This is a genomic window from Clostridium sp. SGI.024 (assembly GCF_050315195.1).
Taxonomy (GTDB): domain Bacteria; phylum Bacillota; class Clostridia; order Clostridiales; family Clostridiaceae; genus Clostridium.
Map to the genome: position 1 here is coordinate 20,733 of NZ_JBNPON010000007.1, position 21,528 is coordinate 42,260.

Annotated in this window: 21 protein-coding genes, 1 tRNA gene and 1 other annotated feature; all 22 genes read left to right on the forward strand. The window is 34.1% G+C overall.

The annotated features are described in order from the left end of the window. Positions 1 to 24: 24 nt before the first annotated feature. Positions 25 to 100 (forward strand) — tRNA-Thr (locus tag ACQRD5_RS03820). 135 nt (positions 101 to 235) lie between these two features. After that, positions 236 to 1,429 carry an elongation factor Tu gene (gene tuf / locus ACQRD5_RS03825; protein ID WP_291625445.1) on the forward strand — a complete coding sequence of 398 codons (1,194 nt, stop codon included), beginning with the start codon at positions 236 to 238 and terminating at the stop codon, positions 1,427 to 1,429. Positions 1,430 to 1,604: 175 nt separating this feature from the next. Then, on the forward strand, positions 1,605 to 1,754 hold the full coding sequence (gene rpmG / locus ACQRD5_RS03830) for a 50S ribosomal protein L33 (RefSeq protein WP_066889817.1): 150 nt from the start codon (positions 1,605 to 1,607) through the stop codon (positions 1,752 to 1,754). Between the two features lie 51 nt (positions 1,755 to 1,805). Then, positions 1,806 to 2,039, forward strand: coding sequence for a preprotein translocase subunit SecE (secE, locus tag ACQRD5_RS03835; RefSeq protein ID WP_291625465.1), 234 nt, complete (start codon positions 1,806 to 1,808; stop codon positions 2,037 to 2,039). A 34-nt stretch (positions 2,040 to 2,073) separates the two neighbouring features. Then, entirely contained in the window at positions 2,074 to 2,595 is a 522-nt protein-coding gene (nusG, locus tag ACQRD5_RS03840; protein ID WP_291625464.1) for a transcription termination/antitermination protein NusG, read from the forward strand. 70 nt (positions 2,596 to 2,665) lie between these two features. Further along, complete coding sequence (rplK, locus tag ACQRD5_RS03845) at positions 2,666 to 3,091, forward strand: 50S ribosomal protein L11 (RefSeq protein ID WP_291625462.1); 426 nt, start codon at positions 2,666 to 2,668, stop codon at positions 3,089 to 3,091. A gap of 52 nt (positions 3,092 to 3,143) precedes the next feature. Then, a complete protein-coding gene (gene rplA, locus ACQRD5_RS03850; RefSeq protein WP_008681207.1) occupies positions 3,144 to 3,833 on the forward strand; it encodes a 50S ribosomal protein L1 in 690 nt (229 codons plus the stop codon). Between the two features lie 42 nt (positions 3,834 to 3,875). Then, positions 3,876 to 4,005: a sequence feature (ribosomal protein L10 leader region), on the forward strand. Positions 4,006 to 4,042: 37 nt separating this feature from the next. Continuing rightward, on the forward strand, positions 4,043 to 4,546 hold the full coding sequence (gene rplJ / locus ACQRD5_RS03855; protein ID WP_291625460.1) for a 50S ribosomal protein L10: 504 nt from the start codon (positions 4,043 to 4,045) through the stop codon (positions 4,544 to 4,546). 31 nt (positions 4,547 to 4,577) lie between these two features. Continuing rightward, positions 4,578 to 4,946: a 50S ribosomal protein L7/L12 gene (gene rplL, locus ACQRD5_RS03860; RefSeq protein ID WP_291625457.1), complete on the forward strand. Its 369-nt coding sequence runs from the start codon at positions 4,578 to 4,580 to the stop codon at positions 4,944 to 4,946. Positions 4,947 to 5,300: 354 nt separating this feature from the next. Then, positions 5,301 to 9,008, forward strand: a complete 3,708-nt coding sequence (rpoB, locus tag ACQRD5_RS03865) for a DNA-directed RNA polymerase subunit beta (protein WP_291625455.1) — start codon at positions 5,301 to 5,303, stop codon at positions 9,006 to 9,008. A gap of 21 nt (positions 9,009 to 9,029) precedes the next feature. After that, a complete protein-coding gene (gene rpoC / locus ACQRD5_RS03870; protein WP_291625453.1) occupies positions 9,030 to 12,563 on the forward strand; it encodes a DNA-directed RNA polymerase subunit beta' in 3,534 nt (1,177 codons plus the stop codon). Between the two features lie 347 nt (positions 12,564 to 12,910). Beyond that, entirely contained in the window at positions 12,911 to 13,291 is a 381-nt protein-coding gene (rpsL, locus tag ACQRD5_RS03875; RefSeq protein WP_008681201.1) for a 30S ribosomal protein S12, read from the forward strand. Positions 13,292 to 13,444: 153 nt separating this feature from the next. Continuing rightward, positions 13,445 to 13,915, forward strand: a complete 471-nt coding sequence (rpsG, locus tag ACQRD5_RS03880) for a 30S ribosomal protein S7 (RefSeq protein ID WP_291625449.1) — start codon at positions 13,445 to 13,447, stop codon at positions 13,913 to 13,915. A 75-nt stretch (positions 13,916 to 13,990) separates the two neighbouring features. After that, positions 13,991 to 16,054, forward strand: coding sequence for an elongation factor G (gene fusA / locus ACQRD5_RS03885; protein WP_291625447.1), 2,064 nt, complete (start codon positions 13,991 to 13,993; stop codon positions 16,052 to 16,054). A gap of 159 nt (positions 16,055 to 16,213) precedes the next feature. Further along, a complete protein-coding gene (tuf, locus tag ACQRD5_RS03890) occupies positions 16,214 to 17,407 on the forward strand; it encodes an elongation factor Tu (RefSeq protein WP_291625445.1) in 1,194 nt (397 codons plus the stop codon). A gap of 543 nt (positions 17,408 to 17,950) precedes the next feature. Then, positions 17,951 to 18,259, forward strand: a complete 309-nt coding sequence (gene rpsJ / locus ACQRD5_RS03895; RefSeq protein ID WP_008681195.1) for a 30S ribosomal protein S10 — start codon at positions 17,951 to 17,953, stop codon at positions 18,257 to 18,259. A 78-nt stretch (positions 18,260 to 18,337) separates the two neighbouring features. Next, positions 18,338 to 18,967: a 50S ribosomal protein L3 gene (gene rplC / locus ACQRD5_RS03900; RefSeq protein WP_291625443.1), complete on the forward strand. Its 630-nt coding sequence runs from the start codon at positions 18,338 to 18,340 to the stop codon at positions 18,965 to 18,967. Between the two features lie 24 nt (positions 18,968 to 18,991). After that, positions 18,992 to 19,612: a 50S ribosomal protein L4 gene (gene rplD / locus ACQRD5_RS03905; protein WP_291625441.1), complete on the forward strand. Its 621-nt coding sequence runs from the start codon at positions 18,992 to 18,994 to the stop codon at positions 19,610 to 19,612. After that, positions 19,612 to 19,902: a 50S ribosomal protein L23 gene (gene rplW / locus ACQRD5_RS03910; protein ID WP_291625439.1), complete on the forward strand. Its 291-nt coding sequence runs from the start codon at positions 19,612 to 19,614 to the stop codon at positions 19,900 to 19,902. Before rplD ends, rplW begins: the two co-directional genes overlap by 1 nt. 64 nt (positions 19,903 to 19,966) lie before the next feature. Next, positions 19,967 to 20,800: a 50S ribosomal protein L2 gene (gene rplB / locus ACQRD5_RS03915; RefSeq protein ID WP_291625436.1), complete on the forward strand. Its 834-nt coding sequence runs from the start codon at positions 19,967 to 19,969 to the stop codon at positions 20,798 to 20,800. A gap of 68 nt (positions 20,801 to 20,868) precedes the next feature. After that, on the forward strand, positions 20,869 to 21,153 hold the full coding sequence (gene rpsS / locus ACQRD5_RS03920) for a 30S ribosomal protein S19 (RefSeq protein WP_291625434.1): 285 nt from the start codon (positions 20,869 to 20,871) through the stop codon (positions 21,151 to 21,153). 21 nt (positions 21,154 to 21,174) lie between these two features. Next, positions 21,175 to 21,510, forward strand: a complete 336-nt coding sequence (rplV, locus tag ACQRD5_RS03925; protein ID WP_291625432.1) for a 50S ribosomal protein L22 — start codon at positions 21,175 to 21,177, stop codon at positions 21,508 to 21,510. Positions 21,511 to 21,528 lie beyond the last annotated feature (18 nt).

A 21,528-nucleotide genomic window follows, 5' to 3' on the forward strand; every position in this document is an offset into this window, starting at 1 on the left:
GAAAACCAAAATTAAGATGGAAATGCTCACGTAGCTCAGTAGGCAGAGCGTCGCCTTGGTAAGGCGGAGGTCGTCGGTTCAAGCCCGATCGTGAGCTCCAATATAGTTGAGCGCTCACTAATTGTGATTATTGTCATTAAGTTGCTTTGATCTTTGTAGTGGGCTCAATATATTAACCAAAAAGCTAGAAAACGCTAGGCAAAGTTTATTACAAAGATTAAAGGAGGATTTTACAATGGCAAAGCAAAAATTCGAAAGAAGTAAACCACACGTAAACATTGGAACAATCGGTCACGTTGACCACGGTAAGACAACTTTAACAGCTGCAATCACAACAGTTTTAGCAAACAGAGGATTAGCAGAATCATTTAAATATGATGAAATTGATAAGGCTCCAGAAGAAAAAGAAAGAGGAATCACAATTAACACAGCTCACGTTGAATATCAAACAGACAACAGACACTATGCTCACGTTGACTGTCCAGGACACGCTGACTATGTTAAGAACATGATCACAGGAGCTGCTCAAATGGATGGAGCTATCTTAGTTGTTTCAGCTGCAGATGGTCCAATGCCACAAACAAGAGAACACATCCTACTAGCATCAAGAGTTGGAGTTGACTACATAGTAGTATTCTTAAACAAAGCTGATATGGTAGATGATGAAGAATTATTAGAATTAGTTGAAATGGAAGTTAGAGAATTATTATCAGAATACAACTTCCCAGGAGATGACATTCCAGTAATTAAGGGTTCAGCTTTACAAGCATTAGAAAACCCAACAGATGAAAAAGCTATAGCACCAATCTTAGAATTAATGGATGCTGTAGATAGCTACATCCCAACTCCAGAAAGAGCAACAGATAAGCCATTCTTAATGCCAGTAGAAGATGTATTCACAATCACTGGTAGAGGAACAGTTGCTACAGGAAGAGTTGAAAGAGGAGTTCTTCATGTAGGAGACGAAGTAGAAATCGTTGGATTAGCAGAAGAAAGCAGAAAAGTAGTAGTAACAGGAATAGAAATGTTCAGAAAGTTACTAGACGAAGCGCAAGCTGGAGATAACGTTGGAGTTCTTTTAAGAGGAGTTCAAAGAACTGAAATTGAAAGAGGTCAAGTATTAGCAAAAACTGGATCAGTTAAGCCACACAACAAGTTCGTAGGTCAAGTATACGTACTTAAAAAAGAAGAAGGTGGAAGACACACTCCATTCTTTGATGGATACAGACCACAATTCTACTTCAGAACAACAGACGTTACTGGTTCAATCAAATTACCAGAAGGAATGGAAATGGTTATGCCAGGAGACCACATCGATATGAACGTTGAATTAATCACTAGAGTTGCTATGGACGAAGGATTAAGATTCGCTATCAGAGAAGGTGGAAGAACTGTAGGTTCAGGAGTTGTTACTAGCATAATTGAATAAGTAATAGGCAAGGTAAGTATTACATAGGGCTGGGTTTCATTACCGAGTCCTTTGTAAGGCTGATATATTGACATAATACCTGTTTTGTGATAATGTGTTTAAGTAATTAACGAAAACAAATTAACATAAAGTAGTAGATTTTTATATTATTTACGGTAAACTGGAGGTGCAGACTGTGAGAGTAAAGGTAACTTTAGCATGCACAGAGTGTAAGCAAAGAAATTACAATTCAATGAAAAACAAAAAGAACAACCCAGACAGATTAGAAATGCATAAATACTGCAAGTTCTGTAAAAAACATACACTTCATAAAGAAACTAAGTAATTAGCTGATATAGTGTTGACATATACTCACAATGATTAAGGATGTGAAGTAATGGCTGTTAAGGAAAATGTAAATTTAACTAAGAAATCACCTAAAAAAGGTGGAATATTTAAATTTTTTAGAGAGGTTAAGGCAGAAGTTAAAAGAATAACTTGGCCTTCTAAAAATGAAACTAAAAAAGCGTTAATTGCAGTTGGCGTAGTTGTGCTAATATATGTAGTATTAGTAGGCGGGTTAGATTATATTTTTCAAAACCTCTTTGAGTGGATTTTCAAATTTAAATAAAAGGAGGTTTAGGCGATATAGCCTATAAGAAAATATGAGCGAAAGAGCAAGATGGTATGTTGTACACACATACTCAGGCTACGAAAACAAAGTTAAGGCGAATCTTGAAAAGACCATTGAAAATAGAAATCTTCAAAACTTATTACAAGACATTCAAGTGCCTATGGAAGAAGTTGTAGAAGAAAAAGATGGCAAACAAAAGATTTCACTAAAGAAGAAGTTTCCTGGATATGTGTTAGTAAAAATGCTAATGACTGATGAGTCATGGTATGTTGTTAGAAACACAAGGGGTGTAACAGGTTTTGTTGGCCCAGCTTCTAAACCGGTACCCTTAACCGATGAGGAAATTGAGTCTATGGGTGTAAAAGAAGCACCAGTAGAAATAGATTTAGAAGTAGGGGAAAGTGTAAGAGTTATCTCAGGGCCACTAAGAGAATTCGTGGCTACAATTCAAGAGATAAATCTTGAAAAACGCAAGGTTAAAGCGTTAATTGATATGTTTGGCAGAGAGACTCTAGCTGAACTAGATTTTACACAAGTTGAAAAATTAGTTTAATATAAGCTAATGTTTTAGTAAAGTGGGAGGACAAAAGTCCGTATTACCACAGTATAGGAGGAATATTAACATGGCTAAGAAAGTAACAGGGATGATTAAACTTCAACTTCCTGCAGGTAAGGCAACACCAGCACCACCAGTAGGACCAGCATTAGGTCAACATGGTGTTAATATTATGGGATTCTGTAAGGAGTTTAATGCAAAGACTGCTAATCAAGCTGGATTAATAATACCAGTAGTAATAACAGTTTACCAAGATAGATCTTTTAGTTTTATACTAAAAACTCCACCAGCAGCAGTTCTTATAAAGAAGGAATTAGGAATCGAAAGTGGTTCAGGTGTTCCAAACAGAACTAAGGTTGGTAAATTAACAAAGGATCAAATAAGAAAAATTGCTGAGTTAAAAATGCCTGACTTAAATGCAGCAAACATCGAAACTGCTATGAGCATGATCGAAGGTACTGCAAGAAGTATGGGAGTAACTGTTGAAGAGTAATTCGTAAAAAAGTGGGAGGTAAAAACCGTTAACACCACAAAGGAGGCAAATTATGGGAAAGAATTATATTGAAAGTGCAAAATTAATAGATAAGAGTGCATTATACACTCCATCTGAAGCTTTAGATTTAGCTGTAAAGACTGCTAAAGCAAAGTTTGATGAAACTATAGAATTACATGTTAGATTAGGGGTAGATCCTAGACACGCAGATCAACAAGTTAGAGGAGCTGTTGTTCTTCCAAACGGAACAGGTAGAACTGTAAGAGTTTTAGTATTCGCTAAGGGTGAAAAGGCTAAAGAAGCTCAAGAAGCAGGAGCTGATTTCGTTGGAGCTGAAGAACTAGTTCAAAAGATCCAAAGTGAAAACTGGTTTGACTACGATGTAGTTGTAGCTACACCAGATATGATGGGTGTTGTTGGTAGAATCGGTAGAGTTTTAGGACCTAAAGGATTAATGCCAAATCCAAAATCAGGTACAGTAACATTTGATGTTGCTAAAGCAATAGCTGAAATCAAAGCTGGTAAAGTAGAATATAGAGTTGATAAAACTGCTATAGTTCACTGCCCAATCGGAAAGAAATCTTTTGGAGTTGAAAAACTACAACAAAACTTCCATGCTTTAATGGACGCTTTAATAAAAGCTAAACCAGCAGCTGCTAAGGGACAATACGTTAAATCAGTATCAGTTTCAAGCACTATGGGACCTGGAGCAAAAGTTAACCCAACAAAAGTTTTAGATTAGTATTGACAATTAAAAGATTATTTAATATAATCTTAACTGTTGAAAAAAAGAATACTAATTCCAAAGACAGTAGGTGCCGAAAGGTTTAAATGATTGCCTACCGAGGAATGCCAAGGTAAGTAATTATTATTGGTCTTCCTATGTCTATGGGAAGGCCTTTCTTAATATAAAATTGCAGTTAAAAACTGTGAGGAGGTGGACACACAGTAATGAATAAGAATAGACAAATTAAAGAAGCTAAGGTAGCTGAAATAAAAGAAAAGTTAGAAAAAGCTCAAGGAGTTGTTCTAGCAAACTATCAAGGTTTAACAGTTGAAGAAGACACAGCTTTAAGAAAAAACTTAAGAGAAGCAGGTGTTGAATACAAGGTTTATAAAAATAACCTAGTAATATTAGCTGCTAACGAATTAGGAATTCAAGGTCTTGATGAATACTTAGAAGGACCAGTTTCTATAGCATTTGGTTATGAAGATGCAACTGCTCCAGCAAGAGTATTACATACATTTGCTAAGGATCACAAGAAATTAGAATTAAAAGCTGGTATGGTAGATGGTACTATATACAACAAAGAAGAAGTTGAAAAACTTGCTACAATACCATCAAAGGAAGTTCTTATCGCAAAACTTCTTGGAAGCTTCAAAGCTCCATTATCAAACCTTGCATATTTATTAAATGCAATTAAAGAAAAAAAAGAATCAGAATCAGCTGAATAATAACTGATAAAAATTTGGAGGTGCAATTAAAATGACAAGAGAAGATATAATTCAAGCTATAAAAGAAATGACTGTTTTAGAATTAAACGAGCTAGTTACAGCTTGTGAAGAAGAATTTGGTGTAAGCGCAGCTGCTCCAGTAGCAGTAGCAGGTGCTGTTGCAGGTGGTGCTGCAGCTGCAGAAGAAAAGACTGAATTTGATGTAGTATTAGCTAACGCTGGTGCTCAAAAGATCAAAGTAATAAAAGTAGTTAGAGAATTAACTGGATTAGGATTAAAGGAAGCTAAGGAAATAGTTGACGGAGCTCCTAAGACAATTAAAGAAGGCGTTTCAAAAGAAGAAGCTGAAGACATGAAAGCTAAGTTAGCTGAAGTTGGAGCTGAAGTAGAAGTTAAGTAATTAACTTTAGAAATTAAAAAAAAGGTGCTATAATGGCACCTTTTTAATTGCTTAAATAAAGCTATATAAAATATCATATTCCTGGGATACTTTATATAGTTTTATTAATTTAATAAGTTTTATAAAAAATTATAGATTACATAAGTTATTATATAAAATAATTGACATTAAAAGCATAATGTGATAGTATCAATAAATGTACTATTCATTATGGGTACGTATATATTCATATGAAAAAAGTGTATAATAGCTTATAAGCTGGTTATACTAATTAGTGATGTTGTCCGAAAACATAAAGTCCTTAGGGAAAGTGTGTTTTTGGTTATTTTAGTTTTATACAAGGGGTGAAAATTCATGGTACATCCTGTCCAAGTCGGAAAAAGAACTAGAATGAGTTTTGGCAAAGTTAAAGATGTAACAGAAATGCCAAATCTTATTGAGGTACAATTAGATTCATATCAGTGGTTTTTAAAGGAAGGTCTTCATGAAGTATTTGATGACATAAATCCAATCACAAACTTCACAGGTAATCTTGTTCTGGAATTTGTTGATTATAAACTTGATATGGATAACATTAAGTATTCAGTGGAAGAGTGTAAAGAGAGAGATTCAACTTATGCTGCACCACTAAAGGTTTCTGTAAGGTTACAAAATAATGAAACCGGAGAAATCAAAGAACAAGAAGTATTTATGGGTGACTTCCCATTAATGACTGAACAAGGAACTTTCATCATCAATGGTGCTGAGAGAGTAATTGTAAGCCAATTAGTAAGGTCACCAGGAGTTTATTACAGTTTTAACGTTGATAAAACTGGTAAAAAATTATATTCTTCTACTGTGATTCCAAATAGAGGAGCATGGTTAGAATATGAAACAGATTCAAATGATATTATCTATGTAAGAATAGATAAAACAAGAAAGCTTCCTATATCTATATTAGCTAGAGCTATGGGATTTGGAAGTGATGCAGAGCTTTTAGACTACTTTGGAGAAGACGAAAGATTTAAAGCTACAATAGAAAAAGATAATACTAAGACTAAGGAAGAAGCCCTATTAGAAATATATAAAAGACTAAGACCGGGTGAGCCACCTACAGTCGATAGTGCTATATCTCTTATAGATTCATTATTCTTTGATGCAAAGAGATATGATTTATCTAGAGTTGGTAGATATAAATTTAATAAAAAATTAGCATTAAATTTAAGATTAGTTAACCAAATTGCTGCAGTAGATATAGTTAATCCTCTAACAGGAGAAATTATAGTAGAACAAGGCAAGAAAATAGGTAGGTCTTCTGCTGAAGAAATACAAAATGTTGGTATAAATTCAGTTGATATTTTAGTTGAAGATAAAGTTGTTAGAGTAATTGGTAATAACTTTGTTGATATAAAGAATTTTGTATCTTTTGATATAAAAGACTTGAATATTAAAGAAGCTGTTCACTATCCAACACTAAAAGAAATTTTAGATAACTATGATGATGAAGAAACAATTAAAGAGGAAATTAAGAAAAACATAAATAGACTTATTCCTAAACATATTGTTAAAGATGATATATTTGCAACTATAAGCTACGAATTAGGATTACCTTATGGAGTAGGATATGTTGATGATATAGATCATTTAGGCAATAGAAGATTAAGATCAGTTGGAGAGTTATTACAAAATCAATTTAGAATTGGTTTATCAAGAATGGAAAGAGTAGTTAAGGAAAGAATGACTATTCAAGACCAAGAATCTATAACTCCACAAATGTTAATTAATATTAGACCAGTTGCAGCTTCTATCAAAGAATTCTTTGGTAGTTCACAATTATCACAATTCATGGATCAAACAAATCCACTTTCAGAATTAACTCATAAGAGAAGATTATCAGCTTTAGGACCTGGAGGGCTTTCAAGAGAAAGAGCAGGTTTTGAAGTAAGAGACGTTCACCATTCACATTATGGTAGAATGTGTCCGATTGAAACTCCTGAAGGACCAAATATAGGTCTTATTAACTCTTTAGCAACTTATGCAAAGGTTAATGAATATGGATTTATTGAAACACCATATAGAGTTGTTGATAAAGAAAAAGGAATAGTAACAGATGAAATAAGATATTTCACAGCTGATGAAGAAGATCTATATCTTGTAGCTCAAGCAAAAGAGCCAATTGGAGAAGATAGAAAGTTTGTTGATAGTAGAGTTACTGTTAGAAGCAAACATGATATATTAGTTGTTAATGCTGACGAAGTTGATTTAATAGATGTATCTCCAAGACAAATTGTATCAGTAGCTACAGCTATGATACCATTCCTTGAAAATGATGATGCTTCAAGAGCACTGATGGGATCAAACATGCAACGTCAAGCAGTTCCACTATTAAAGCCACAAGCACCAATAGTTGGTACAGGAATAGAATTTAAAGCAGCAGTAGACTCTGGAGTACTTCCAAAAGCTAAAAATGCTGGAAAAGTTGTTTACGTAAGTTCTAATGAAATAAGAATTAGAAGAGATGTAGATGGTGGATTAGATACTTATAAACTTCTTAAATTTAAGAGAAGTAACCAAGGTACATGTATAAACCAAAGACCTTTAGTTGATAAGGGTGAAATAGTGTTTAAGAATCAAGTATTAGCTGATGGTCCATCAACTGATTTAGGTGAGATAGCTTTAGGTAAGAATATAAGAATGGGATTCATTACTTGGGAAGGGTATAACTACGAAGATGCTATGCTTATTTCTGAGGAATTAGTTAGAGAAGATGTATTTACTTCAATCCATATTGAAGAATATGAATGTGAAGCTAGAGATACTAAACTAGGACCAGAAGAAATAACTAGAGATATTCCTAATGTAAGTGAAGATGCATTAAAAGATATAGATGATAGAGGTATAATAAGAATAGGTGCTGAAGTTAGATCGGGAGATATTCTTGTTGGTAAGGTTACACCTAAGGGAGAAACTGAATTAACTGCTGAAGAAAGACTTCTAAGAGCGATATTCGGTGAAAAAGCTAGAGAAGTAAGAGATACTTCTTTAAGAGTTCCTCATGGAGAAGCTGGTATCATCGTTGATGTAAAAGTATTTACAAGGGAAAATGGTGATGAATTAAATCCAGGAGTTAATGAGCTAGTAAGATGTTATATAGCTCAAAAGAGAAAAATATCTGTTGGAGATAAAATGGCTGGACGTCATGGTAACAAAGGGGTTATATCTAGAGTTCTTCCAGAAGAAGATATGCCGTTCTTACCAGATGGAAGACCATTACAAATATGCTTAAATCCATTAGGGGTTCCATCTCGTATGAATATCGGTCAGGTACTAGAAGTTCATTTAGGATGGGCAGCAAGTCAATTAGGATGGCATATAGCTACTCCTGTTTTTGATGGAGCAACTGAAAAAGATATTGAAGAATGCTTAGAGAAAGCAGGATATAATGCAAATGGAAAAACTGTTTTATATGATGGTAGAACAGGAGAGGCTTTCGATAACGAAGTAACTGTTGGTATAATGTATATCTTAAAACTAGCTCACTTAGTTGATGATAAGATACACGCAAGATCAACAGGACCATACTCATTAGTAACTCAACAACCTCTTGGTGGTAAGGCACAATTCGGTGGTCAAAGATTCGGTGAAATGGAAGTTTGGGCATTAGAAGCATATGGTGCAGCACATACACTACAAGAAATATTAACTGTTAAATCAGATGATGTTGTAGGTAGAGTTAAAACTTACGAAGCTATAGTTAAGGGTGAAAATATTCCAGAACCAGGAGTTCCGGAATCATTCAAGGTTCTTATAAAAGAACTTCAAGCTTTATGTTTAGATGTTAAAGTTTTAAATGGAGATAACCAAGAAGTAAAACTTAAAGAGTTTTCTGAAGAAGATATGGAAGATTTAGAAGTTAACATTGAAGGAACAGAAGATGTTGTTTCTGATGATGTGAATATAGATGATAGTTATACAATGTTAGAGGAAGAAGTTGAGGAAGAAGTAGAGTTTGATAACTTTGCATTAGAAGGCTTCCATGAAGAAGACTTAGAACTTGATGATTTTGTAAATGATGAACACTAATTTTGAAGGGAGGATGTACCCTTGTTTGAATTAAATAATTTTGATGCTATACAAATAGGTTTAGCTTCACCAGATCAAATAAGAGAATGGTCAAGAGGTGAGGTTAAAAAACCTGAAACAATAAACTATAGAACCTTAAAACCAGAAAGAGATGGGCTATTCTGTGAAAGAATTTTTGGACCTATCAAAGACTGGGAATGTCATTGTGGTAAGTACAAGAGAGTGAGATATAAGGGCATAGTTTGTGATAGATGTGGAGTAGAGGTTACTAAAGCTAAAGTAAGAAGAGAAAGAATGGGGCATATTGAACTGGCTGCCCCAGTTTCTCACATTTGGTACTTCAAAGGAATTCCATCAAGAATGGGATTACTTTTAGATATGTCACCAAGAGCTTTAGAAAAAATATTATACTTTGCTTCATATGTTGTAATAGATCCTAAAGAAACACCATTATTAAAGAAGCAACTTCTTAATGAAAAAGAATATAGAGAAGCTGCTGATAAATATGGTGAAGAAAGCTTTATAGCTGGTATGGGAGCTGAAGCAGTTCAAGAATTACTTGGAGAAATCGACTTAGAGTCACAATCAAGAGATCTTAAAGAAGAATTAAAAGTAAGCACTGGACAAAAGAAAGTTAGAATAATAAGAAGACTAGAAGTTGTTGAATCTTTTAGAAAATCAGGAAATGATCCAAGATGGATGGTTATTAATGTAATACCTGTAATACCACCTGATTTAAGACCAATGGTTCAATTAGATGGTGGAAGATTTGCTACTTCAGATTTAAATGACTTATATAGAAGAGTTATTAATAGAAATAACAGATTAAAGAAGTTGTTAGATTTAGGTGCACCTGATATCATTGTTAGAAATGAAAAAAGAATGCTTCAAGAAGCAGTTGATGCACTAATAGATAATGGTAGAAGGGGAAGACCTGTAACAGGTCCTGGAAATAGACCTCTTAAGTCATTATCAGATATGCTTAAAGGTAAGCAAGGTAGATTTAGACAAAACTTACTTGGTAAGAGAGTTGACTATTCTGGTAGATCAGTTATAGTTGTTGGACCAGAATTGAAGATGTACCAATGTGGGCTTCCTAAGGAAATGGCTTTAGAATTATTTAAGCCATTTGTAATGAAGAAGTTAGTTGAAGATGGTGTAGCACATAATATTAAGAGTGCAAAAAGAATGGTTGAAAGAGTAAATAATCAAGTATGGGATGTACTTGAAGAAGTTATTACTGATCATCCAGTATTATTAAACCGTGCACCTACTCTACATAGACTTGGTATTCAAGCTTTCCAACCAATTTTAGTAGAAGGTAGAGCTATAAAATTACATCCATTAGTATGTACAGCATATAATGCTGACTTTGATGGAGACCAAATGGCTGTTCACGTTCCATTATCAGTAGAAGCACAAGCAGAAGCAAGATTTTTAATGTTAGCTGCTGGTAATATAATGAAACCTTCAGATGGTAAACCAGTTTGTGTGCCTACACAGGATATGGTTTTAGGTTCTTACTATCTAACTATGGATAAGTCTGGAGCTAAAGGTGAAGGAAAAGTATTTGCTTCTAAAGATGAAGCTATAATGGCTTATGAAGTAGGAGAAATAGGAATACATGCTGAAATAAAAGTAAGAATGTCTAAAGAAGTAAATGGAGAGATAAGATCAGGAATTATTACTACAACTGTAGGTAAAATAATATTCAATGAATCTATTCCTCAAGATTTAGGATTTGTAAATAGAGACAATAAAGATGACGAGTTCAATTTAGAAGTTGATTTCTTAATAACTAAAAAGTCACTAGGAAAAATAATAGATAAATGCTATACTGTTCATGGTCCTACAAATACTTCTATAATGTTAGATAAGATAAAAGCTTTAGGATATCATTATTCATCAATTGGAGCTGTAACAGTAGCAGCATCTGATATGATAGTACCTGAAGCAAAATATACACTTTTAAAAGAAGCTGATGAAACAGTTGAAAAAATTGAAAAGATGTATAAGAGAGGTTTCATATCAGAAGAAGAAAGATATGAAAGAGTTATAGAAAAATGGACTAAGACAACTGAAGATGTAGCTGATGCACTTATGGATAGTTTGGATAAATTTAATCCTATATTCATGATGGCTGATTCTGGAGCCAGAGGTTCTAAATCTCAAATTAAGCAATTAGCTGGTATGAGAGGACTTATGGCGAGTCCAACTGGTAAGATTATAGAATTACCAATCAGAGCTTCATTTAGAGAAGGACTTGAAGTATTAGAATACTTTATTTCTACACACGGAGCTAGAAAGGGTAATGCCGATACAGCTCTTAAGACAGCTGACTCAGGATACTTAACAAGAAGACTTGTTGACGTATCACAAGATGTTATCGTAAGAGAAATAGATTGTGGTACAACAGAAGGTATTTATGTTTCAGAAATTAAAGAAGGTAATGAGGCAATAGAAGGATTAGCTGAAAGACTTTATGGTAGATATACAGCAGAACCAATAATAAATCCAGAATCTGGAGAGGTTATGGTGGAAGCTGATCAATATATGGACTTAGCTACTGCTGAAAAAGTTGCAGCTACTGGAATTAAAAAAGTTAAAATTAGATCTGTATTTACATGTAAATGTAAGGTTGGAGTATGTTCTAAATGTTATGGTATGAACATGGCAACAGCACAAAAGATAAATATAGGAGAAGCAGTAGGAATTATTGCAGCTCAATCAATCGGGGAACCTGGTACTCAGCTTACAATGAGAACATTCCATACAGGGGGAGTTGTTGGAGCAGATATCACACAAGGTCTTCCAAGAGTTGAAGAGTTGTTTGAAGCTAGAAAACCAAAAGGATTAGCAATAGTAACTGAAATTTCAGGTACAGTAAGAGTTGAAGAAACAAAGAAGAAGAGAACTGTATTTGTAACATCTGAAGATGGTGAAGAAAGAAGTTATGAAATTCCATTTGGATCAAGATTAAAAGTATCAGATGATGATATTATCGAAGCTGGTGATGAAATTACTGAAGGTTCAGTAAATCCTCATGATATTGCAGCTATTAAAGGTATAGATGGTGCAAGAAAATATCTATTGTCAGAAGTACAAAAAGTTTATAGATTACAAGGTGTTGACATAAATGATAAGCACTTAGAAGTAGTTGTTAGACAAATGACAAGAAAAGTTAAGGTGTTAGATTCAGGTGATACTGATCTACTACCTGGAACTATGATAGATATGTTCGACTTTGAAGAAGAAAATGCTAGAGTAAGAGAGTTTGGTGGAGAAGAAGCTAAAGGAGAACAGGCTTTACTTGGTATAACTAAAGCAGCTTTAGCTACAGATAGTTTCCTATCTGCAGCTTCATTCCAAGAAACTACTAGAGTTCTTACTGAAGCAGCTATCAAAGGAAAGATAGACCCATTAGTAGGATTGAAAGAAAATGTTATTATTGGTAAGTTAATACCAGCTGGTACTGGAATGATGAGATACAGAAACTTAAAGCTAGATGTTGAGGACGTTCCAGTAAATAATGAAGTTTTAGATTCAATTGAATAAAGGGATTCAATTTTATTGACATGTGTATACTTAAATGATAAAATACGAATTGTGTGATTTTTAAGATACACATCAATATAATTGTCTGCATGATGTCATGGAGGCAAAGTTAATAGCTCTGCCTCTATGATATTTTATATAATTAATATTCTAATTACATAAAATATTGCAAATAATTATTAAAAAATGTTAATTATATATATTTTTTTAAAATTTTTTTTGTGAAAATATATATTAAAATTGTTATTATTACAAATGGAAATATTACTTTTGTTTTAATAATTTATAACAATGCTTTTATCTTAAATATTAGATATAGAGATAAAAAAATTTCAGGAGGTGAAAAAATGCCAACTATTAGCCAATTAGTAAGAAAAGGCAGAAAAACTGTTATCAACAAGTCAACAGCACCAGCACTTAATGAGTGTCCACAAAGAAGAGGGGTTTGTACAGTTGTTAAAACAACTACTCCTAAGAAGCCTAACTCAGCTTTAAGAAAAATCGCAAGAGTAAGACTTACAAATGGATTCGAAGTAACTGCATACATTGGTGGTGTAGGACACAACTTACAAGAACATAGCGTTGTTCTTATAAGAGGTGGTAGAGTTAAGGACCTTCCTGGTGTTAGATACCATATCGTAAGAGGAGCACTTGATTGTGCTGGAGTAGCTAACAGAATGCAAGGAAGATCAAAGTACGGTGCTAAAAAGCCGAAGGCAAAAAAGTAGTTTAAACTATAAGCTACACTAGTGCTTGTCTTCAGCATTTACATAGATTTATAAATTAAGTTTATATAGATGAAGAGGCGAAGCACTTTACGGCAATATTTTATTGCAGAGTACCAATGAACTTAAATTTATTATGTTAAGGAGGGAAGAAAAGTGCCAAGAAAAGGACATATCGCAAAAAGAGATGTATTACCAGATCCAATATATAATTCAAAAGTTGTTACAAAGTTAATAAACAACGTTATGGAAGACGGTAAAAAAGGAGTAGCGCAAAGAATATGCTACGATGCGTTTGAAATAATGGCGCAAAAAACAGGCAAAGATGCTTTAGAAGTATTTGAAGAAGCTATGAACAACGTAATGCCTTTATTAGAAGTAAAAGCTAGAAGAATAGGTGGTGCTAACTACCAAGTTCCAATAGAAGTTAGAGCTGAAAGAAGACAGACTTTAGGAATTAGATGGCTTTTAGATGCTTCAAGAAAAAGAGGCGAAAAGGTAATGGCTCAAAGATTAGCTGGAGAATTAATGGATGCAGCTAATAATACTGGAGCAGCTGTTAAGAAGAGAGAAGATACTCATAAGATGGCTGAAGCAAATAAGGCATTTGCTCATTACAGATACTAATAAACAAACTGTTTTGGCTCTTTGCCAAAACAGTTTTGTCGAATTTAAAATTACTCGTTGAGAGGAGGACTATAGATGGCAAGAAAATATCCATTAGACAAATTCCGTAACTTTGGTATAATGGCTCACATAGATGCTGGTAAAACAACAACAACTGAGCGTATACTATTCTATACAGGAAGAAGTCATAAGATAGGGGAAGTTCACGAAGGTGCAGCTACAATGGACTGGATGGTTCAAGAGCAAGAAAGAGGTATAACAATTACTTCTGCTGCAACTACTTGTTCATGGAAAGATCATGAACTAAATATAATAGATACTCCAGGTCACGTAGACTTCACAGTAGAAGTTGAAAGATCACTAAGAGTACTAGATGGAGCTGTTACAGTTCTAGATGCAAAGAGTGGTGTTGAACCACAAACTGAAACTGTTTGGAGACAGGCAGACAAATATGGTGTACCAAGAATGATATATGTTAATAAGATGGATGCTACAGGAGCAGACTTCTTTAGATGTATAAACACTGTAAGAGATAGATTAAAGGCTAACGCAGTTCCAATACAAATTCCAATTGGTTCAGAAGATCAATTTAAAGGAATGGTAGACTTAATAACAAATAAAGCTATTATGTTCTATGATGATTTAGGAAAAGACGTTAGAGAAGAAGAAATTCCAGCAGATTTAGCTGATCAAGCTGAAGAGTACAGAATGGCTATGATTGAAGCTATAGCTGAAACAGATGAAGAATTAATGGAAAAGTATCTTGAAGGAGAAGAATTAACTAAAGATGAGTTAATGACTGCTTTAAGAAAAGCTACTATAGCTAATGAAATAGTTCCATGTATTTGTGGATCATCTTATAAAAATAAAGGTGTTCAACAAATGATTGATGGAGTTGTTGCATTCTTACCATCACCATTAGATATTCCAGCTGTTAAGGGAACTACTTTAGAAGGCGAAGAAGACACAAGAGAAGCTTCAGATGATGCTCCAATGTCAGCTTTAGCATTCAAAATAGCTACTGACCCATTTGTTGGAAAGCTTGCTTTCACAAGAATTTATTCAGGAATTATGCAAAGCGGAACATATGTATTAAATTCAACTAAAGGCAAGAAAGAAAGAATTGGAAGACTTGTTAAGATGCATGCTAACCACAGAGAAGAGGTTGAAGCATTAGAAGCAGGTGAATTAGGAGCAATTATAGGATTAAAGAATACTACAACAGGGGATACTCTTTGTGTAGAAAATGCTCCAATAATATTAGAATCAATGGAATTCCCAGAACCAGTTATATCTGTAGCTATAGAGCCAAAGACAAAAGCTGGTCAAGAAAAGATGGGATTAGCACTTGCTAAATTAGCAGAAGAAGATCCAACATTCAGAACTCATACAGATCAAGAAACAGGCCAAACAATTATAGAAGGTATGGGAGAACTTCACTTAGAAATCATAGTTGATAGATTAACTAGAGAGTTTAAAGTTGAATGTAACGTTGGAGCTCCTCAAGTTGCTTACAAGGAAACAATCAGAAAAGCTGTTAAGGCTGAAGCTAAATATGCTAAGCAATCAGGTGGTAAAGGACAATACGGTCACTGCGTTATTGAAATGGAACCAACTGAAGGAGAATACACTTTTGAAAATGCTATCGTTGGAGGAGCTATTCCAAAAGAATATATTCCAGCTATAGACAATGGTATCCAAGAAGCAGCTAAGAATGGTATAATAGCTGGATATGAAACTATTAACTTTAAAGTTAAATTAGTTCATGGATCATACCACGAAGTTGACTCATCTGAAATGGCATTCAAGATTGCAGGATCTATGGCATTTAAAAATGCTATGACAAAAGCAGATCCAGTATTACTTGAACCAGTAGAAAAGGTTGAAGTTACAGTTCCAGAAGAATATATGGGAGATGTAATGGGTGATCTTAACTCAAGAAGAGGAAGAATTGAAGGTATGGAAGCTATAAACGGAGCTCAAATAATAAGAGCATTCGTTCCACTTTCAGAAATGTTTGGATATGCAACTACTTTAAGATCAAGAACTCAAGGTAGAGGAACTTATTCAATGGTATTTGACCACTTTGAAGAAGTGCCAAAGAGCATTCAAGAAAAAATTAAAAGTGAAAGAAACTAATTCACGTTAGTTATAAATTTCAGTAATGTTGCTCATAATTAATTTATGAGTAGCATTACTACATGAAAATTCGTATAAGTATAGAAAAATAGGATTAAATTAGATATAATAACTAAGAAGGTTATAATAATTTGATTTCTATAAAAGGAGGATTTTACAATGGCAAAGCAAAAATTCGAAAGAAGTAAACCACACGTAAACATTGGAACAATCGGTCACGTTGACCACGGTAAGACAACTTTAACAGCTGCAATCACAACAGTTTTAGCAAACAGAGGATTAGCAGAATCATTTAAATATGATGAAATTGATAAGGCTCCAGAAGAAAAAGAAAGAGGAATCACAATTAACACAGCTCACGTTGAATATCAAACAGACAACAGACACTATGCTCACGTTGACTGTCCAGGACACGCTGACTATGTTAAGAACATGATCACAGGAGCTGCTCAAATGGATGGAGCTATCTTAGTTGTTTCAGCTGCAGATGGTCCAATGCCACAAACAAGAGAACACATCCTACTAGCATCAAGAGTTGGAGTTGACTACATAGTAGTATTCTTAAACAAAGCTGATATGGTAGATGATGAAGAATTATTAGAATTAGTTGAAATGGAAGTTAGAGAATTATTATCAGAATACAACTTCCCAGGAGATGACATTCCAGTAATTAAGGGTTCAGCTTTACAAGCATTAGAAAACCCAACAGATGAAAAAGCTATAGCACCAATCTTAGAATTAATGGATGCTGTAGATAGCTACATCCCAACTCCAGAAAGAGCAACAGATAAGCCATTCTTAATGCCAGTAGAAGATGTATTCACAATCACTGGTAGAGGAACAGTTGCTACAGGAAGAGTTGAAAGAGGAGTTCTTCATGTAGGAGACGAAGTAGAAATCGTTGGATTAGCAGAAGAAAGCAGAAAAGTAGTAGTAACAGGAATAGAAATGTTCAGAAAGTTACTAGACGAAGCGCAAGCTGGAGATAACGTTGGAGTTCTTTTAAGAGGAGTTCAAAGAACTGAAATTGAAAGAGGTCAAGTATTAGCAAAAACTGGATCAGTTAAGCCACACAACAAGTTCGTAGGTCAAGTATACGTACTTAAAAAAGAAGAAGGTGGAAGACACACTCCATTCTTTGATGGATACAGACCACAATTCTACTTCAGAACAACAGACGTTACTGGTTCAATCAAATTACCAGAAGGAATGGAAATGGTTATGCCAGGAGACCACATCGATATGAACGTTGAATTAATCACTAGAGTTGCTATGGACGAAGGATTAAGATTCGCTATCAGAGAAGGTGGAAGAACTGTAGGTTCAGGAGTTGTTACTAGCATAATTGAATAGTAACTACTATAAATAATAAATAAAAATTAATAATTAAATTGTGATCACATTTAGAGAGTAAGGGGACGCCTTTACTCTCTTTTTATTTTTTCATAAATATAAAATTTATGAAAAAATAAAAAAATATTTAGTATATGTAAATGATTAATATAATTAGAATAGTTAAAAATAAAAATATGGTGAAAAATTACACTAAAAAATATATTGATAAAAAAAAGAATAGCATATAAAATATATTTGCTGAAGAAATTATAGATAATAAAATAGTAAAATGATGTTTTAATATTTAAGAAAAATGATAAAAAAACTCTTGAAAAGCCTATGTAAACATAGTATAATGTAGGAGTTGTATAGCGAACAGCGATGAGTCAGGAGGTTGCCGGACTTCCGGGTTAATTCCTGATGAGTATGTTAGGATCTAGAATCCAACGACAGGGGTTTTGTAATGCCATGTGTAAAAGTGTGAAACACGTGGAACAGTTTATAGAACAACCGCTGTTGTGCGTTAGAAGTAAAGCGTACATGAAAAGGAGGGAAACCAAGATGTCAAAACAAAAAATAAGAATCAGATTAAAGGCTTTTGATCACAATATTTTAGATCAATCAGCTGAGAAGATTGTTGAAACAGCTAAATCAACAGGAGCAAAGGTTGCAGGTCCAGTGCCACTACCAACTGAAAAAGATGTTGTTACTATATTAAGAGCTGTTCACAAATATAAAGATTCAAGAGAGCAATTCGAAATCAGAACACACAAGAGATTAATTGATATAGTTAATCCATCACCAAAGACAGTTGATGCGTTAATGAGATTAAACTTACCAGCTGGCGTTGATATCGAAATTAAGCTATAATTAATATTTATTAAATAAACAGTTTGAACTATTATGATTGTGTAACAATCCGCTAATATGTTTAGGAGGTGTAAATACATGAAAAAAGCTATATTAGGAAAGAAAATTGGGATGACTCAAATCTTTGATGCTAACGGAAAAGTTGTTCCTGTAACTGTAGTAGAAGCTGGCCCATGTGTTGTTGTTCAAAAGAAAACTATCGAGAAAGATGGTTATGAAGCAATACAAGTTGGTTTTGGCGATGTAAGAGAAAAATTAGTTAACAAGCCAAAGAAGGGACACTATGCTAAAGCAGGAGTTTCATTAAAGAGAAGATTAAAGGAATTAAGATTAGAAGATTGTTCAGCTTATGAAGTTGGTCAAGAAATAAAGGCTGATTTATTTGAAGTTGGAGAAAAGGTTGATGTATCAGGAGTTTCTAAAGGTAAGGGATTCCAAGGTGTTATCAAGAGATGGAATGCTAATAGAGGACCAATGAGTCACGGTTCTAAGTTCCACAGAGCAGTAGGTTCTATGGGGGCTTCATCAGATCCATCAAGAACTTTCAAGAACAAGCACATGCCAGGACATATGGGTGCTGTAAATACAACAGTATTAAACTTAGAAGTAGTTAAGGTTATAGCTGAAAAGAACTTAATACTAATTAAGGGTGGTATCCCAGGACCTAACAAAGGTACAGTAGTAATAAGAAATGCAGTTAAAGCTTAATTTCTGTAGAAAGGAGGAAACAGAATGCCTACAGTAGGATTATTTAATCAAGAAGGAAAACAAGTTGGAGATATCCAATTAAATAATAATGTGTTCGGAGTTGAAGTTAATACAGATGCTATTCATCAAGTAGTAGTTGCTTTATTAGCTAACAAGAGACAAGGAACTCAATCAGCTAAAACAAGAGCTGAGGTTAGAGGAGGCGGAATCAAGCCTTGGAGACAAAAAGGAACTGGTAGAGCAAGACAAGGTTCTATTAGATCACCTCAATGGATAAAAGGTGGTATTGTTTTTGCACCAAAACCAAGAGATTATAGAGTTTCAGTTCCAAAGAGCATGAGAAGAGTAGCTATGAAATCTGCTTTAAGTAGCAAGGTTCAAGAAAACCAAATGGTAGTACTTGAAACATTATCATTTGAAGCTCCAAAGACTAAGAATATGGTTGAAGTTTTAAAAGCTTTTGATGCTAAGAAAACTTTAATAGTAACTGGAGAATCTAACGAAGTACTTTACAAATCAGCTAGAAATATAGCTGACGTACAAATTATGCCAGTTAACAACATCAATGTTTATGATTTATTAAAATTTGAGAAATTAATCATAACTAAGGATGCTGTATCAAAAATTGAGGAGGTGTACGCATAATGACAAGCTATGATATTATAAGAAAGCCTGTTATCACTGAAAAAAGTATGACTGCTATGGCAGAGAAGAAGTACACTTTCATAGTTCAAATAAATGCTAACAAAGTTCAAATCAAAAAGGCTGTAGAAGAAATCTTCGGCGTTAAGGTTGATAAGGTTCAGACTTTAAGAACTATGGGAAAAACAAAGAGAATGGGCGTACATGTAGGAAAAAGAGCAGACTTCAAGAAAGCGATTGTTACTTTAACTGAAGACAGTAAGAATATAGAATTCTTTGAAGGAATGCAATAACGCGAATAAAGCGTATTATTGGTATTTAAATACCAGAGAAGCTTAAAGTAAGGAGGGAATTTACATGGCAGTTAAAAAGTTTAGACCAACTACCCCATCAAGAAGACAAATGACAATGGCTACTTTTGAAGAAGTTACAACAAGTACTCCTGAGAAGTCACTTCTTGTTTCATTAAACAAAACTGGTGGTAGAAATGCTCAAGGTAAAATAACTGTTAGACACCACGGTGGTGGAGCTAAGAGAAAATATAGAATAGTAGATTTCAAAAGAAATAAGGATGGTATTCCAGCAAAGGTTGCTACAATAGAATACGATCCAAACAGAACAGCATACATTGCGTTAGTTGTATATGCTGATGGTGAAAAGAGATATATAATTGCTCCAGTTGGATTAAAAGTTGGAGACGTTGTAGTTTCAGGAGCAGATGCTGATATAAAAGTTGGTAACGCTCTTCCATTAAAGAACATACCAGTAGGTACATTTGTACACAACATAGAATTACAAATTGGCAAAGGTGGCCAAATGGTAAGATCAGCTGGTACTTCAGCTCAATTAATGGCTAAAGAAGGTAACTATGCTACATTAAGATTACCTTCAGGAGAAATGAGATATGTTAGAATCGAATGTAGAGCTACAATCGGAACTGTTTCAAATACTACTAACGATATAATCAATATCGGTAAAGCTGGTAGAAAGAGACATATGGGATGGAGACCTACAGTTAGAGGTTCTGTAATGAACCCTTGCGATCACCCTCACGGTGGTGGTGAAGGTAGATCACCTATAGGTAGACCAAGTCCAGTTACTCCATGGGGTAAACCAGCACTTGGATACAAGACTAGAAAGAATAAGAAGTATTCTGACAAATTCATAATAAAGAGAAGAAACGATAAGTAGTATGAAGAGAAATTAATATTCTCTTCATGGCTTGTCAGCCTAGAGATTATGAAGGGAGGCAAATTATAGTGAGTAGATCAACAAAAAAAGGACCTTTTGTACATGAAGGACTTATAAAGAAAATCGAAGAAATGAATGCAAGTGGAGATAAGAAGGTTGTTAAAACTTGGTCAAGAAGTTCAACAATATTCCCACAAATGATTGGTCATACAATTGCTGTTCACGATGGAAGAAAGCATGTTCCAGTTTTCATTAGTGAAGACATGGTTGGACATAAGCTTGGTGAGTTCGCATTAACAAGAACTTACAGAGGACACGATTATGATGAAAAAGCAGCAAGAAAAAGAAAGTAATCCCGGAAAGGAGGAACATAAATGGAAGCTAGAGCTATAGCTAAATATGTTAGAATGTCTCCAACAAAAGTAGGAGTAGTTCTTGATTTAATAAGAGGAAAAAATATTCAAGAGGCTTTCGCTATTTTACAATATACTCCAAAAGATGCAGCTGTTGTTATAAACAAGGTTTTAAAATCAGCTGTTGCTAATGCAGAAAATAATCATGAAATGGATGTAGAAAGATTATATGTAGCAGAAGCATTCGTTGGTGCAGGTCCAACACTTAAGAGATTCAGACCAATGGATCACGGTAAAGCATTTAGAATAAACAAGAGAACAAGTAACATTACACTTGTAGTTAGAGAAAGAGCTTAAAAAGAAGGAGGGAAATCA